This window comes from Alicyclobacillus fastidiosus, assembly GCF_026651875.1.
Taxonomy (GTDB): domain Bacteria; phylum Bacillota; class Bacilli; order Alicyclobacillales; family Alicyclobacillaceae; genus Alicyclobacillus; species Alicyclobacillus fastidiosus.
This window is the reverse complement of record NZ_CP104067.1, coordinates 2,235,382-2,250,588: the sequence shown is the minus strand read 5'-3', so window position 1 is coordinate 2,250,588 and position 15,207 is coordinate 2,235,382. Positions and strand designations below refer to the sequence as shown.

Genomic DNA, 15,207 nt, shown 5'->3' with positions numbered 1-15,207 from the left:
CATCAACCCCTTTGCCACTTTCTCTGGCGTTGAAATAGCAGGTACAGAAAGAACGGTGCGCCGAGAAACGAGGTGACGATCCCGACGCTCAGTTCCACTGGGGCGAAGATGGTGCGCGCGACGAGATCGGATAAAGCCAACAGGATGCCTCCACCGAGGGCCGCTGCAGGGATGAGCACCCGATGCTTCGACCCGAGGAAGTGTCTCAGCACGTGCGGAACGATTAGCCCGACGAACGAGATGACCCCTGTCGTGCTCACGCAGACGCCGACCAGGAGCGCACAGAGGCCAAGAGTCACTTGTTTCATACGCTGGACCGGCACGCCCACTCCCTGTGCGTGTTCCTCCCCGGTCAGCATGATATCGTAGCTCCAAGCGATCAAGGCGAAGACAGTGATACAAATGGCGTCGACAATTGCGAGTAGAAGCACCTCGCTCCAGTTGCTGCCGTCCAACCCACCGAACAGCCAGAAGAGCATCTGTTGCATGACTTGCAGTGGGGCCAAATCCAACAGTGCAGTGATGACAGAGCTGCACAACGAGCTCATCGCCACACCAGCCAACAGCAACGCGTACAAATTCGTTCGCCGCCCCACTGTGGACAAGCGATAAATTGCCATCACGACGGCCAATCCCACCACAAATGCGCCAATTGGGGTCGTCCACACGCTCGCCGCACCGATGCCGAGGCGAATCGTCAGTACCGCACCAAGTGCGCCGCCGCTCGACACGCCAATCACACCCGGATCTGACATCGGATTCTTGAACACTGCTTGCAGGACCGTTCCACAAACGGCCAACCCGGCCCCGACTAAGAGGGCCACAATCAGCCTCGGCCAACGGATTGCGCCGACGACGAGCGCATCGGTGTTATGCTCTCCTTGTCCCATCAAGTAGGCGAACGTGTCGGGGATGATCTTGCGGATGGGCACAGCCATCGGACCAATGGACATCTCCAGGACGACGGCGAGGACGAGGCCAACAATCAACACCGCAAAGACGATCCATCCCCTGCGGGCGATCATTCTTCGCTCGCGACATCCGGAATTTGTGCGTTGGGATGCAGCACCTTCGCAATGTCTGCGATACCCCGGACGATAGACTGTGAGACGCTCGACAGGTCGGCACTGTCAATCGAGTACAAATGGTGCTCTTTGATGGCGGTGATAGACTGCAAATCGGGCTGCTTCGCAAGCTTTTGCAAAAACGCCTGGTCGTCACTCGAGTCGATGATCACGTCCGGATTCATCTTGACGAGTTGTTCGTCCGTGACTTTTGCCCAACCGCCGAGCGAACCAGCGGCATTTGTGCCGCCAGCGTCGGTGATCATCTCATTGACCGTGGTGCTTGACCCTGCGGCGAATCCGTAGGAACTATAGTCGAGCACCGTCGGTTTCGCGTCCCCTGCGACGGCAGATTGAATCGACTTGATTTGCGAATTCATGTGATTGACCAGTTGTGTCGCCTTCGCATCCTCGCCGACGAGCTCCCCTACGACCTTGATGTTCTTTTCAATGTCGTTCACGGAATTGAAATCGTTGAACTCATAGACGGGCACGCCCGCGTTGCGCACCTGTGTGACGACGCCCGCCTTCGTATAGGAAGCGAGCAGTACGAGGTCTGGGTGAACGGAGAGGATTTTTTCAGGGTCGGCGTCAGCCATCTGAGGAATCCCTTTAACTTGTGCCACCACGTTCGAGTACGTGGGGTCACTCGAGTAATTCGTGACGAGTGCGATACGGGACTTCGGAACGAGCGCCGAGAGAATTTCGTCCGTGCCCTCGGTTCCCGAAGCGATATGCATTGGCTTTGCGGACACCGTCACCTTAGCCCCGGAATCGTCCGTCAACGTCACCGGAAACGCAGTTGTCTTCGTGCTCGCTGCATTCGAGCTCGTGCTGTTGCCAGCGGTGTTCTGCGTGGTGGATGTTCCACAGCCGACGACAGTCGTCGAGATGGCAGCGACACAGGCGAGGAATGACAAAACTTTATAAGTACGATTCATGCAAGGAACCCTCCCAAGAAATTGGAGCGTCCCGACGAGAAAAAGAAACACTCGCCTTGTGGCGAGTTGTCCGTCATGACAAGCAGCTCTTGCCATAGCCAAACAAACCTCTCCTCGAAGGTTAGCCCAAGCGCTTTTCAGGCAGGTCTCCTGGCTCGCAGCAAAATTCCATCCGCTTCCTTCCCATGGCAACCCACAGTGGATAGCGGCAGTGCACTGCTTACAGTGGCGGGACCGCACCGGACTTTCACCGGTTTCCCTATTCTCTCTACCAGTGGTAGAGCACCTGAAGAGTCATTGAATTCGTAAACCATCCTATGCGGCGATGACCTAATTGTCAATTGCGCGCGTGCGCCACCCTCACAGGGGCAAAGCGCCCTCAGCCCGTTCAGGTCGATCGCGCAGGGCGCGTACCCCAGCGGTTCTCGAAAACCACCTCCGCAAAATCGCGCCGCGTTCCCCAACCGACGCGTTCGAGCAGCGGTATCTCCGGAAAGTGCGGCGTGTAGCCGATGGTGAGCAGTGCGGCGGGATCGACATGATTTGGGATACCTAGTATTTTGCGCACGTCGTCCTTCTCGTAGATACTGACCCAGCCCATCGCCACACCTTCGGCGCGGGCGGCCAACCACATGTTTTCAATGGCGCACGCGGTCGACATCAGATCTGTCTCTGGAATCGTGTTGCGCCCCAGCACGTGCGGTCCCCCGCGCGTTGGGTCGTTGGTGACACAGATGGTCATGGGCGCTTCCACGAGTCCCTCGACTTTCAGCCGCAGATAATAGTCCCGTTTTGCATCCGAGTACGGTTCGCCTGCTCGAATGCGCTCCTTCTCCACGACCGCCTGTAGGGCGCGAAGGACCTCCTTGTCCTGAATGACGACGAAATTCCACGGTTGCATGTATCCGACCGACGGCCCGTGGTGGCCCGCTCGCAAGATTCGGTCGACGACGTCATCCGGCAGTTTGTCAGGCAGAAACACGCGAATGTCTCTGCGCGCGAGAATCGCTTTGTAGACGGCGTCCACTTCTGCCTGCGTGAAATCGCGCGCCACAGGCGTACTCGGGCTCAGGTCACCCACTTGGGCACCTTCGGCTGACGCTGCACTGGCAGTCAATTGTTCGCTCTGTGCCGCATGTGGATTGGTGACTCGGGCATCCTCAAACGTAGCGGTCTCGGACATCAGACGGAGCGCGCCGGTGATCACGGGCCAGGCGAGCAGCGCGCCAGTCCCCTCGCCCACCCGAAGCGAGAGATTGAGCAAAGGCCTTTTTCCAAGTGCCTCCAGGATAGCCGAGTGAGCCGGCTCAGGGGATACATGTCCGGCGATCAGATAGTCCTTCACGTTGCCATCCAGTTTCGCAGCCCACAAGGCGCTCGCGCCTGTGAGTAACCCGTCGAGGACGACGGGAATTCGCCGCGAGGCTGCAGCGAGCATCGCGCCGGCCATCGCCGCCAGTTCAAAACCTCCGAACCGTGCCATCGCGCTTTGCCACCGTTCGTGGGGAGACGCGGTTGATGCCGCCGTGCACCATGAATCGAGCGACTTTTGAATGAGGTCTCGCTTCAATCGGCGCGACGCTTCGTCGATGCCCGTGCCCACGCCGACGAGGGCATCGACGGGCAACTCGAGCAGACAGGCAGTCAAAGCGCTCGCTGACGAGGTGTTGCCAATCCCCATTTCCCCCAAGAGGATGCAGTCACACCCTTGTTCGACGAGCCGGAGCACCTCGTCCACCCCAACCTGGACCGCCTCTCTCAGTTGCTCGTCGGTCATCGCCGGGCCAGCGCTAAAATCTGCCGTACCGCGGCCAACTTTGCGGACGACGACCCGAGGGTGGCGCACATTTGTAAACACGCCGACGTCGACAACGCGCGTCGACATGCCGTACTGCCTGGCCAATACGGCACTGGTCGATGTCCCCATCGCAATATTGACCGCCATCTCCTCCGTGACTTCCGATCCGTAGCGCGAGATCGCGTGGGCTCTCGCGATTCCGTGATCCGCCGCGAACACGAGGAAGCGCGGCGCGGTGAATGCAGGGATGATTCGCCCTTGAATGGCGGCGATTTGGCAAATCAATGGCTCGAGGTCGCCGAGGCTTCCAAGCGGTTTGGTGAGACTGTCCAAACGCGCCTGCGACTGCTTGGCCATCGCATCTAGGACGGGTTCGATAAGTGGTATGGTGATTCGATTTAAATCGCGATCAGACACAGAATCTTCTCCTCAAGTCGCAGACATTCGACGGAAATTCATCGCTTTACATGTAACAGATGGGTTCCTTTCCTGCAATCCTTAGCGGATAACAACATGTTTTGACTACGTTCATAGAAAGTTACTATAAACCTACACATTCCAGGGGAATTGTATGTTAGAATAGCTCCTAGGAGATGATGGTCATGGGAAACCATGAACAGCTGTGCCCGAAATTTGAATCAGCCTTCGCCTTGCTTGGCAAGCGCTGGACAGGACTCATTATTCGAGTCCTCATGCAGGGCCCAAAGCGGTTCAAGGACATATCTGAGATGATTCCGAACATGAGTGACCGAATGCTTGCAGAGCGGTTTAAAGAGCTCGAAAAAGCGGGGATTCTAACTCGGCATGTGTATCCTGAAACCCCTGTTCGCATCGAATATGAGTTGACCGCTAAAGGGACGGCACTGGCACCTGTGATGGACGCAGTTCAATCATGGGGCGACGAGTGGATGTGTCCTGAAGAAGCAGATCGGGATGACGTGTAACTCATCTGTTTCGCGGCTAAAATCGGATAATGGACGAGCGAGGCCCCATGTTTGGGGCTTCCTTTATGTATTTAAACAGGTTTCACACTGAACGGGGGGCTGACTCGTGGGAACGTACCGAATCCCTGACAAATTACAGGAGTTTGGAAAAGACATCAAAGCGGATCAACTCGCCTATCACGGCCGCCGCGTGGCCTTGACGAAGGAGTTTACATTCGATGCGGCACATCATTTACATCTGTACGATGGGAAGTGCAAAAACCTGCACGGACACACCTATCGTCTGGTTGTAACGGTGAGCGGATACGTCAACGAAATTGGACTGGTCATCGATTTTTCCGACCTCAAGCGGATTTACCAAACGACCATCGAAGACAAACTCGACCATCAATACCTCAACGAGGTTCTCCCAGCGATGAACACCTCGGCGGAGAACATGGTTGTGTGGATGTGGGAGCAACTGGAACGCGCACTTCAGGTCGAGACTGACGCTTCGCAGCAGATCCGCCTGGAGGAACTGGTCCTCTACGAAACGCCGACAAGTCGCGCGACATTAAAGCGAGCCTGGGTGGAATGACGGAGATGATTGGAACGCGAAATACCCCCTACGACTGGTTGGACCGATACGAGCAATCGAAGGATGCCACCCCCTCTTCCCTGACGCTTCCCATGGTTGAGATCTTTGAGACGGTCGAAGGCGAAGGGACGCGTGCTGGCTATCCCACCGTGTTCGTCCGTGTCTTCCACTGCAACCTGCGCTGTACCTGGTGCGATACACCGTATAGCTACGCGCCGGCGAAACCGGAGTTCGAGGCGACCATCGGGGAAATTGCCGCGCGTGCTTCGGACTTTGGCTGGGAGAACGTGTGCCTCACAGGAGGAGAACCGCTCATTCACCGCCATAAATCGCAACTGCTCATCGAAGCGCTTGCCGCGATCGACCACATTCAAGACATCCACATCGAGACCAATGGTGCGATTGACGTCCGTCCGTTTGCTGTACTGCGCGAGAAGAGCGAGTTACTGCAGCGCAAAGTTCGATTCATCGTCGACTACAAATTGCCGGACAGCGGTGAAATGGACAAGATGGTCCACGAACACTTGAACGTCTTACAAGGGCGAGATGAATTGAAGTTTGTCATCGCAAATGACGACGACTTTGACATCGCCGTCGCCGTCATATCGCAATATGACCCGAAGTGCACCATCCTCTTTAGCCCCGTATGGGAGACGATGCCGCCCGAACGGCTCGTTGAGAAGATCTTGCGTTCTGGGTTAAAACGAGTGAAATTAAATCTGCAGATCCACAAGGTCATTTGGGACCCTGCAGCCCGCGGGGTGTAAGCGCCGGAGCGGGGCGTATCTGGACGGAGGATGAGTATGGCTGCCATTGTATTTGATGCGTACGGCACCTTGTTTGATGTAGAGGCTCTTGTCGCCACTGCGACAGAGCTCATCGGAGATGCTTTGGCCGCGAAAGAAATTTGCCGGACGTGGCGCTCGAAGCAACTGGACTACGCGTGGAACAGCGTCCTGATGAATCGGTTTCTGGACTTTGACAAAGCGACGGACGCCGCTTTTAGGTTTGCGCTGCGCGACGCACGTGTGGACGAAGAACGCATCTCCACACTCGTCCCGCGGTTACTTCAAGCTCATGATACGCTGCCGCTGTTCGAGGACGTCAAAGGGGCGCTTGAGACGCTCGGGGAACAGCACAAGCTGTTGATCCTGTCCAATGGTACGTTTCGGTCCTTGCAGACGTTGACCAATACACAAGGAATCCTGTTCTCGTTTGATTACATTCTGAGTACAGAACCCATCCGTACATACAAGCCGACGCGAGCAGCATATCAATTGGTTCTGGACACGCTCACTTGCGACAAGGCGGACGTCGTGTTTGTCTCGTCGAATCACTGGGATGTCACTGGCTCCAAGGCGTTTGGGTTTAAGACCTACTGGTGTAACCGCGCTGGCCGGGTAGCTGACGAAGTCCCCCCAAAACCGGACGGAACGATTGCTTCGCTAGGAGATTTAACAAGCCTTGTGTAACACGTTGTACCTCGGCGAACGCCGACACACGTAATCGTGCATAAACACAGAAGGAGCCGTCACGCTAAGTGACGGCTCTCGTTCATTGTGTAACTTTGAGGATTAGCGGCCCGAGAGGCTTTGCTCAGCAAATGCCACGAGGCGCTTCGTGATTTCTCCACCAACCGAACCATTTTGACGAGAAGTTGTTTCAGCACCCAACTGAACGCCAAACTCCGATGCAATTTCGTACTTCATTTGGCTCAAAGCCTGTTCTGCCTGTGGAATCAATTTGTCGTTGCTGTTGTTGTTGTTTGCCATTGTGTACTCCTCCTTATCGGTTATGGTGATGACAAGCCATATTGTGATCCACCCAGAGAGAGCTTATACACATGTCTATCGTGTGGGAAACGATGGAAACTTGGGTCCGAAACGGTCTCACTCATTACCTAGAGGGTAGCAATACACCCTCAGCTCAATCGTCATCGCATCTCGACGGGATACATGATTGAACTCGAACAGGCAATGATGATGAATGGACAATATCCGAGTTAGTACGCAGGAGGCCCCCGGGAGATGCAGCGAACTTTGAAGAGCACGGTACGACGGTTCATCGCGCCCCTTCTAACCATCGGACTGATCCTTTGTCCCATCTTGGACAAGCGCCCCGTACACGCGCAATTGTTGCGCCAGATCGGGCACGACCAAACCATCTACCTGACGTTCGACGATGGCCCAAGCAAGCTGTACACGCCGAAAATCCTCGACATCTTAAGGAGAAAGCACGTCCCAGCCACATTCTTTGTCTTAGGGTTTCGTGTACGGGAGTTTCCGGCCATCGCAAGGCGGCTTGTGGTCGAAGGGCACGAAGTCGGAAACCACGGCTATCAACATGAGTTTCTTCCTGAGAAGACGACAGCATGGGTCGAAAAAGACGTGAAGAGAACGGACGGAATGATTCATCAAGTTACGGGCAGTTACCCAAAATACTACCGGCCACCTGGCGGTTTGATTACAGATAACGAAGAAAAGTCGCTCCGAACGTTAGGTCATCCTGTGATCTTGTGGACAGTCGACTCGCAGGATTGGAAGGCGACAAACGCGGACCAAATTGTACGGCAAGTCGTTCAGCAGTGCCGCCCAGGCGCCGTCATTCTAATGCACGACGGCGTATCCAACAGCCGCTATACCATCGAAGCGCTGCCGGAAATTATCGACCTGTTGCGCGAAGAGGGATACGATTTTGCGCGATTGCCGCAATGATCAGCACAGGCGTGTAAGTGTTCGCAATTCGAAACCAATTGTGACGTTTGTGTGAATATCCACATTCTGTGTTATGAATCATATTCATTCGCTTGAAGTGCGTATGACCAGATGCTAACATTTTCTTTGCACAGAAATACCCCGCTTGTCGGCAGCGTGAACGCACGTTGCCGAATTTTTTTATGTTCTATCCGCATGCGACGATAGACGGTTTTGTGCCATGCTACCCCTTGCCGAGCATTCTCCTGCCACACCACAGAAAATGGGCCGCATAGCTGCGATACGGCGACCATTTTTCAACCATTCGAGCCGCCTCTTTTGCACTTGGCCTGGCGACGCCGTACAGGCGCGCGAGCGCGTCCAGAAGGCCGATATCCAATGCAGGGAAAACGTCCGGCCGCCCGAGGGCGAAGAGCAGACAACACTGTGCACTCCACTGCCCTACGCCGCGGATTTTGCAGAGGTATTCAACCACTTGGTCATCGTCCATCGTTTGCAGGTGGTCAGCGCTCAAATCGATTGATCCATCGTCTACCATCCGCGCCAGTTGTACGATGTACTCCGCCTTTCGCGAACTGAATTGCAAACGTCTCAGCTCGTCGACGGACACGGCTGCAACTTCTGACGCCATCGGGAATACCGGTATTGTCATTCCATCCCACACGACATAACGACCCGCCAGATGGATCAAGCGATTGGTGAGCGTCGTCGCAAAAGCGACGTTCACCTGCTGTCCGATCATCATGCGCACCAACGCAGCGAACGGGTGGATGTCCCGTTGCAAATGCAGACCACTAAGCGAATCGACCACCGGTCTTATCGTCGTGTCCGCCCCGAAATAATCCCTGATGCGGGCGTAGTCGCTGTCGAGATCGAGCCAGTGGCGGATTTGGGATTCGACATCCCGCGCCTCCTCCAACGACAGGGCGTCAGCCGTCTCGACGAGAAGAGTCGATTGATGGCGTTCGACGCAAACCTTGGTCGCAACGGGTTCCCCCTGACGCCACAGTGCGCGATAGACGACAGGACCGGCATCCGTCTGGACGACCTGAAGTTCCCCAATACCAAACACATTTCGCTCAATCGACAGAGAAAAGTCGAACGAATCTGGCAATTCCAGCCGTAAAGTGTTCACGTAACTCCTCCTGACACACATTGGGTACGCGGGGTTAGCACACAATAACGAAACGGAGTACCTGAACGGCACTCCGTCTACGAGTCGAACACAGTATTTCAGTTGTCGATGCCGAGCGGCGTTTTCCGATCCGATTTCCAGAACACCCAGATGGCCAACAGGACGCCGACGAGTGCGGAGGCGAGTGCCGTCCATTGAGCCGCATCCCAGCCAAACACGCCGCGCGGAGAATCACCGCGCAACATTTCCAGAAAGAATCGGCAGATGTTGTACACGATAAGGTAGTACACGAAAGCAAAGCCTCGTGGCCACCCGCTCTTTCGCTGCAACAAGACAAACAACAGTGCCATCAGCACGATGTCGACCTGCGCTTCCCACATCACCGCGGGCCAAAGCGGCTGGTTCCCGTATTGTTGGCGAGCCAATGTATCGGTCGGAAACAGGATGCCAAAGTTCTGATGAGTGGGTGCCCCGTAGGCGCTCCCATTCATGAAGTCTGCATCTCGGCCGATGCTTTGCCCTAGCAGAATGCCTGGTGTAGCGATGTCCGCGAAGTGGAAGAAACTCTGCTTCTTGCGCCACAAATAGACGATAGAGGCAATCAAAGCCCCGACGATGCCACCTTGAATGGACAGTCCGCCGTGCCACACTTGAATGATCTGACCAGGGTATTGAGAATAGTAGCCCCAGTCGAAGAAAAATACCTGCCAGAACCTAGCGCCCAAAATCCCGCCGACGAGGCAGAGCGGTGCCAAACTCCACCAGTGCTCCGAATCCCCTGGATTGCCTTTCGCCTTCGCGAAATACAGCGTAATGCCAAGCCCCAACAAGAAAGCGAGGGCAAATATGGTGCTGTACGACCGAACGGGAAAAGCGCCAATGTGAAACCAATACGAATGCACGTCAAGTGTCACATCCTTAATTGCGTTGGCAAAACAAGCCTATGTACAGTAGACAGCGTACCTTGTCCAAACGACTGCGTCAACTTCAGGCGATTAGCGCCTGTAGGACACGGCGTGCCCCGAGTCCCCGACCACGCGCAAATGCCTGCGGCCGCGGTTCTGTAGGGCCCAGATAGTCGGACGCGGTTCACCTCCGGCCGCTTGCAGGGGCCACCATGGCGTCGGGTCCGTTTCCGGTGCCACGGTCACCTCGCCTTGAAGGCACTTCTGCGCTTGAACCAAGAACTGGTCAAGTCGTTGACTCAAGCGGATGACGTCCTGATGTAACAAATCTCCAGTCGCTTCTGCCCGAAGTATCATCTTGTCGCGCAAGTAATCAATCACACTGGTCGTTTTACAATCCCCGTTGATCATTGTTCTCCTCCACTACCATGAGCAATCAATGATCAACAGTATACGACGAAATATGCATGATAAATGTGACGAACAATCGGCGAATTCGTTACATGTTTGTCGAAGGCCGTCGATGGAGTCTGAAAATTCCCCAACCGTATCGAATATTCCGGTCAGAAATGCGTCATTCGGACTATCGTAGCCACGATTGCACCTGCCACCACAGGCGCTGAATGCTGGACCCACAAGTCCCCTCGAAAGAGCCGACGCTGCAGTAGATAGGTCCGCCCTGTACTCAACACTCCAAAGACAAATACGCAGGTTCCGATGGTCAGTGCGACTGTTGGGCTAGCCGACAGTACTCTCGTGGCTGCCCAAGCGATGAACGCCGCAATCAGGCCAGCGAATAACCGAATTGAAGAGTTCATGCCCGTCCTTCCTCTCTTTCGCATCAAGTATCTAATGATACCTACTCAAAACCGTTGAGGATATGCGTCTACGTTCACATCCCACAGAGAGAGGCTGGAATCATCGTCAACAATCCGTTAACAGTCAAACTCGCTCCAATCGAGTACAATCGCGCCCACAAACGAAGCATTTGGTTATGAGACACCCGAGCTGAACGTCATTACGAGACTCGGAAAGTGAAGTCCAATTGCGATGAGAATGGCGAGCCCAGTCAAAGCGACGCAAATGAAAAACGCGGCGACGTATCGCCAAGGAAACGGCGCGTCTTGGCGCTTGTCCGACTCTTGAAACAAATCCATCCATTTCACCTTGCTTTCGTGGATAGAGACTCTAAACTCAGTGGTGGTGATGTTCGAGTACGTCTTCCTTGTGCGAACACAGTTCGCGATTCTCATGTGGGTGACTTCCGTCCTCAATTTGAATCGTCACGTGCCCGATGCCAAAATGCGACAGAGAGTGTTCCGCGTCCCGCAGGATCTGTTGACTGTCGCGGATGGTCATATTTCCGTCCAATACCGCGTGACAACTCAGCGCATTTTGACCGCTCGTAATCGCCCATACGTGGACGTCGTGGACATCCTGTATCCCTGGCAGGGCCTTTAATTCGTCGACCACCGCGCGAAAGTCGATGGTCTGCGGCGTGCCTTCCATCAAAATCTTCATCGTTTGGCGGACGATCCGCCATGCGCCAAACGCGATCAGAACGGCAATGGCGATGCTGAGCAGCGGATCTACGATGTACCAATGCGTGAACGAGATGATGATACCTGCCACGAGGACACCTGCGGATGCGGCGGCATCGCCGAGCATGTGCAAAACTGCGCTTTTGACGTTCAGATTTTCTTCGTGCCGCATGCCGAGCGCTAGGTAAAGATTCACACAAATCCCCACGGTGGCACTGATAAACATCCACAGACTATGAACGTGACTAGGATGTTGCAGGCGCCGATACGCCTCCACCAAGATCCACAGCGTGATGACGATGAGCGTCAGCCCATTCACCTGTGCCGCGAGAATGCCAGACCTCGCATAGCCAAAGGTCATCGATTCGTCTGCTGGTTTGACGGACTGCCTGATGGCAAACCACGAGAGACCGATGGCGAAAACGTCTGTCAACACGTGGCCTGCATCCGACATGAGAGCAAGACTGTGCGAGAGCATGCCACCGATCAACTCGACGACGAGAATCGCACACGTCAGCACAAACGCCTTGCCCATTTTACCAGCGGGCGCGTGCGTGTGGAGAATGCCGTCGTGATGGTGGTGCCCGCCAGCGTCGTGATGATGATGCGCGTGGTGATGTGCCATACCCTCAATCCCCCTTCCCCGGCGCAAAACAAACTGTGGCGCGGCGACCTGTCGCACGTACGGATTACGCCCTGTGACAGCGGCCGATCGCCATTCCCCATAGTTTATGGATGGAATCCACCTGCGTGCCTGACTTGAAATCATTCAGGCCTTTGTCAAAAGCGGTCCTGAAGGAGAGTGCAGTCCGAAACGACCCTATTCTCCCTTCTCCCCTTGTTCCACATGGCCTAAACATCCACGACCACAAGTGGGAACATCCTCATCCAACCGACTGCGGGCGCTTCACGCGGCCACTGAGATCGTACGGGGTCTCCTGGTATACGCAGTAATTCAACCAATTTGAGAACAGTAGGTTGGCATGCGACCGCCACTGATGTCTTGGCGGGCGCGACTCGTCGTCATTCGGGAAGTAATACTTCGGCAGCGGCACTGCGAGTCCTCGCTCGAGGTCGCGCTTGTACTCGTCCCACAGCGTCGTCGCATCGTACTCCGCGTGCCCTGTCACAAAAATTTGGCGTGCATCCGGCGTGGCGACCAAGAACACACCGGCCTCGTCGGACTCCGCGAGCACATCGAGTTCCGGCACGCGCTCGAGGTCGCTCTTCCGTATGTCGGTGTGCCTCGAGTGCGGCACCAAGAACGCATCGTCAAATCCCCTGGTCAAGTTGCAGCGGACGTTCACCGTGTGTTCGAATACGCCAAACAGCTTATCCGGCAGTGCGTATTTGTCAACTTGATAATGATAGTACAGAGCCGCTTGTGCCGCCCAACAGATGTGGAGCGTGGAAGTCACCGATTCCTTCGTCCATTCGAGAATACTACAGAGTTCCTGCCAATATCCGACTTCCTCAAAAGGTAAGTGTTCGACCGGTGCACCCGTGATGATCATGCCGTCGTACGCCTGTTGTTGAACGTCGTCAAACGTCTGATAAAACGAGGTCAGATGCTCTGCCGACGTGTTTTTGGCCACATGCGACTGCATTCGAAGCAACGTCACCTCGACTTGGAGCGGGGAGTTGCCCAGGAGCCGAAGCAACTGTGTCTCCGTAACTTCCTTCATCGGCATGAGATTCAAAATCAATATTCGAAGCGGGCGAATATCCTGCTGAAACGCACGTTTCTCGCCCATCACAAAGATGTGCTCGGATTGCAGAATTTCTTTCGCTGGTAGATGATCTGGAATCTTGATTGGCATCTTCTCTCACCCTTCATGTGGTCTCCTGCCACAGTGGCTTCGTTCAGTTTAGCACACTTTGATCACTTCAACTGTCCTTGTGCCCAAACGTCGTATGGGCGGGCACACGCAGTGACGTGCGTGCATTTACTGGGTGTGGAATAAAGACTCGTAAGGAGGATACACGGTGCCAAACGAAAATAACGCGGAGCAAGATTTCACGCCAGATTATCGAGCTGAGGGAAAACCCCCGGCAAAACCTTCATACCAGCCCAAAAAAGCCTATCATGTACCGCCAAAACCACCGATCCACGAGGAGGAGTCCCCATCCTATCCGTCGATGGAGATCGAAACGGAGTCCCCTCCGCACGTACAATACGTCAAAAAACCAGCACCAAAACCGAAACCGGCGCCCGCGCCTCAATTCATGTATCTGCAGTATGAGTTCGAAGAGGAAAAAGTAGAAATCGATCCCGGCCTGTTCGCAGCTCACCCCGTCCACCAATGCCCAAACATCTGCGAGCAGGTCAAGGATTGTATGCTCACATGTGAGCGCACCATCCACATGCTCATGTGCCGGCCAGACGCGCATATACACGCGAGGAAAATTGCCATGTTGCAGGACTGTGTCGAGGTCTGCCTCCTGACCTGTCGGCAAATCGCAAGGCGCAGTCCCATGCTGAAAATCGCACTTCGCTACTGTGCAAAAGTGTGTCGGATGTGCGGCCACGAATGCATGCAGTTCCCCGACCCAGAGTCGCAAGCTTGTTCGCGGATATGTCTGCACTGCACAAAGATCTGCGAGAAGTACATGATCACCAAACAGTGGGCTTGAGAAGTACGCCGCCCCGTCCGCCGACACCTTGGCGCGGCTGGCGGGGCGGCCCAGTTCAAAACTACCGTCGTCACGCAAATGAAAATCCGAACTTTGCCACGATTGCGCGTGGAATTTCGAAGCGGGCGGTCCGCAGCGGATCGACGATTTGGCAGACGCGCAAGTCCCCCGCCGCACTGCACAAAAAAGTCGCTTCGGCCAACTCCACCCCAAACTCGTCGTGCAGCCAATGGACCATCTGCTTCGTGGCGCGCACTGCCGCATCGTCCAGGGACTCTTCGGAGGCGATGGTCACCACGACGTCGTCGTTCAAAAGCATCGGCAACGGCCACGATTTCCCCTTCAGCACATCGAGTCGCACCGTGACTCGTCCGGCGATTTCAATCCCACATACGGCTACTTCCCCATCCCCCATCGACGCGTGCAAGTCGCCGAGGGCAAATCGCGCGCCCGGGACGTTGACAGGTAATAGCAATGTCGCGCCGGTGGTAATGCGCGTGCAGTCCATGTTCCCCCCGTGATTACCGGGTGTACCACAAGGGACCGACTCACTCCCCGGGGCCGTCCCGATGACACCGATCATCGGCCGAAGCGGTAGAGCGATGTCCGTCGAGAACATCGCTTTGCCGTCGCAGATCTCAATCATGCGAATGGCGTTGGCCGCGAGTTCGTCTCCGAGCACGCCGAGTCCCGGGCCAGTCGTCATGACGCCGTGATCAGCGAGTTGAATGTCCTCGATGTGCACCACGAGGATGTCCCCTGGTTCTGCACCTCGGACAAAAATCGGACCTGTCGCAGGGTTGATGCGCTCCCAGTCAAGCGTGCCAAAGTCCTGGTTCGCGTCCTGAATTTGGCCCTCGAAGCAATCGCAGGTCTCAATCGTCACCGTCGATCCCGCCTCTACCTCCAGCACCGCCTCGTTTTCAGGCGCCATCGCGTAAATCATCCGCTCTG

18 protein-coding genes and 1 riboswitch are annotated in these 15,207 nt (G+C 55.4%); of the genes, 6 read left to right on the top strand and 12 right to left on the bottom strand.

Annotated features, from left to right (window positions below; translation table 11 throughout):
* Nucleotides 1-2: 2 nt before the first annotated feature.
* The 3 genes from NZD89_RS11190 to cobT form a co-directional block, all read right to left on the bottom strand.
* Nucleotides 3-1,025 (bottom strand): FecCD family ABC transporter permease, encoded by a 1,023-nt coding sequence (locus tag NZD89_RS11190; RefSeq protein WP_268007800.1) that lies wholly within the window; start codon nucleotides 1,023-1,025, stop codon nucleotides 3-5.
* Nucleotides 1,022-2,005, bottom strand: coding sequence for an ABC transporter substrate-binding protein (locus tag NZD89_RS11185; protein WP_268007799.1), 984 nt, complete (start codon nucleotides 2,003-2,005; stop codon nucleotides 1,022-1,024). Before NZD89_RS11185 ends, NZD89_RS11190 begins: the two co-directional genes overlap by 4 nt.
* A 123-nt stretch (nucleotides 2,006-2,128) precedes the next feature.
* Nucleotides 2,129-2,310: riboswitch (cobalamin riboswitch) on the bottom strand.
* Nucleotides 2,311-2,393: 83 nt separating this feature from the next.
* Nucleotides 2,394-4,220, bottom strand: a complete 1,827-nt coding sequence (gene cobT / locus NZD89_RS29305; protein ID WP_326492928.1) for a nicotinate-nucleotide--dimethylbenzimidazole phosphoribosyltransferase — start codon at nucleotides 4,218-4,220, stop codon at nucleotides 2,394-2,396.
* Between the two features lie 185 nt (nucleotides 4,221-4,405).
* On the opposite strand from cobT, the gene NZD89_RS11170 reads away from it, so the two are divergent.
* The 4 genes from NZD89_RS11170 to NZD89_RS11155 all read left to right on the top strand — a co-directional run bounded on the left by NZD89_RS11170 (nucleotide 4,406) and on the right by NZD89_RS11155 (nucleotide 6,796).
* On the top strand, nucleotides 4,406-4,747 hold the full coding sequence (locus NZD89_RS11170; protein ID WP_268007798.1) for a winged helix-turn-helix transcriptional regulator: 342 nt from the start codon (nucleotides 4,406-4,408) through the stop codon (nucleotides 4,745-4,747).
* 106 nt (nucleotides 4,748-4,853) lie between these two features.
* On the top strand, nucleotides 4,854-5,324 hold the full coding sequence (queD, locus tag NZD89_RS11165) for a 6-carboxytetrahydropterin synthase QueD (RefSeq protein WP_268007797.1): 471 nt from the start codon (nucleotides 4,854-4,856) through the stop codon (nucleotides 5,322-5,324).
* A 5-nt stretch (nucleotides 5,325-5,329) separates the two neighbouring features.
* A complete protein-coding gene (locus NZD89_RS11160; protein ID WP_438938755.1) occupies nucleotides 5,330-6,091 on the top strand; it encodes a 7-carboxy-7-deazaguanine synthase QueE in 762 nt (253 codons plus the stop codon).
* A gap of 36 nt (nucleotides 6,092-6,127) precedes the next feature.
* Nucleotides 6,128-6,796 carry a haloacid dehalogenase type II gene (locus NZD89_RS11155; protein WP_268007796.1) on the top strand — a complete coding sequence of 223 codons (669 nt, stop codon included), beginning with the start codon at nucleotides 6,128-6,130 and terminating at the stop codon, nucleotides 6,794-6,796.
* Between the two features lie 102 nt (nucleotides 6,797-6,898).
* Here the strand turns inward: NZD89_RS11155 and NZD89_RS11150 are convergent, their stop codons facing one another.
* Nucleotides 6,899-7,096, bottom strand: a complete 198-nt coding sequence (locus NZD89_RS11150; protein WP_268007795.1) for an alpha/beta-type small acid-soluble spore protein — start codon at nucleotides 7,094-7,096, stop codon at nucleotides 6,899-6,901.
* 255 nt (nucleotides 7,097-7,351) lie between these two features.
* On the opposite strand from NZD89_RS11150, the gene NZD89_RS11145 reads away from it, so the two are divergent.
* Nucleotides 7,352-8,038: a polysaccharide deacetylase family protein gene (locus tag NZD89_RS11145; RefSeq protein ID WP_268007794.1), complete on the top strand. Its 687-nt coding sequence runs from the start codon at nucleotides 7,352-7,354 to the stop codon at nucleotides 8,036-8,038.
* Nucleotides 8,039-8,261: 223 nt separating this feature from the next.
* Here NZD89_RS11145 and NZD89_RS11140 read toward each other — a convergent pair whose 3' ends face one another.
* The 7 genes from NZD89_RS11140 to metA all read right to left on the bottom strand — a co-directional run bounded on the left by NZD89_RS11140 (nucleotide 8,262) and on the right by metA (nucleotide 13,439).
* Nucleotides 8,262-9,173, bottom strand: a complete 912-nt coding sequence (locus tag NZD89_RS11140) for a DNA-3-methyladenine glycosylase family protein (RefSeq protein WP_268007793.1) — start codon at nucleotides 9,171-9,173, stop codon at nucleotides 8,262-8,264.
* A 98-nt stretch (nucleotides 9,174-9,271) separates the two neighbouring features.
* A complete protein-coding gene (gene lgt, locus NZD89_RS11135) occupies nucleotides 9,272-10,075 on the bottom strand; it encodes a prolipoprotein diacylglyceryl transferase (RefSeq protein ID WP_268007792.1) in 804 nt (267 codons plus the stop codon).
* A 93-nt stretch (nucleotides 10,076-10,168) separates the two neighbouring features.
* Nucleotides 10,169-10,489: an aspartyl-phosphate phosphatase Spo0E family protein gene (locus NZD89_RS11130; protein ID WP_268007791.1), complete on the bottom strand. Its 321-nt coding sequence runs from the start codon at nucleotides 10,487-10,489 to the stop codon at nucleotides 10,169-10,171.
* A 152-nt stretch (nucleotides 10,490-10,641) separates the two neighbouring features.
* Nucleotides 10,642-10,896 (bottom strand): hypothetical protein, encoded by a 255-nt coding sequence (locus NZD89_RS11125; protein ID WP_268007790.1) that lies wholly within the window; start codon nucleotides 10,894-10,896, stop codon nucleotides 10,642-10,644.
* Between the two features lie 174 nt (nucleotides 10,897-11,070).
* Nucleotides 11,071-11,235 (bottom strand): hypothetical protein, encoded by a 165-nt coding sequence (locus NZD89_RS11120; RefSeq protein WP_268007789.1) that lies wholly within the window; start codon nucleotides 11,233-11,235, stop codon nucleotides 11,071-11,073.
* A 37-nt stretch (nucleotides 11,236-11,272) separates the two neighbouring features.
* Complete coding sequence (locus NZD89_RS11115) at nucleotides 11,273-12,244, bottom strand: cation diffusion facilitator family transporter (protein WP_268007788.1); 972 nt, start codon at nucleotides 12,242-12,244, stop codon at nucleotides 11,273-11,275.
* Nucleotides 12,245-12,503: 259 nt separating this feature from the next.
* Entirely contained in the window at nucleotides 12,504-13,439 is a 936-nt protein-coding gene (gene metA / locus NZD89_RS11110; RefSeq protein ID WP_268007787.1) for a homoserine O-acetyltransferase MetA, read from the bottom strand.
* Nucleotides 13,440-13,605: 166 nt separating this feature from the next.
* On the opposite strand from metA, the gene NZD89_RS11105 reads away from it, so the two are divergent.
* Nucleotides 13,606-14,253, top strand: a complete 648-nt coding sequence (locus NZD89_RS11105; RefSeq protein WP_268007786.1) for a four-helix bundle copper-binding protein — start codon at nucleotides 13,606-13,608, stop codon at nucleotides 14,251-14,253.
* 70 nt (nucleotides 14,254-14,323) lie between these two features.
* On the opposite strand, the gene NZD89_RS11100 is transcribed toward NZD89_RS11105, so the two are convergent.
* Nucleotides 14,324-15,199, bottom strand: coding sequence for an acetamidase/formamidase family protein (locus tag NZD89_RS11100; RefSeq protein WP_268008461.1), 876 nt, complete (start codon nucleotides 15,197-15,199; stop codon nucleotides 14,324-14,326).
* Nucleotides 15,200-15,207: the final 8 nt, after the last annotated feature.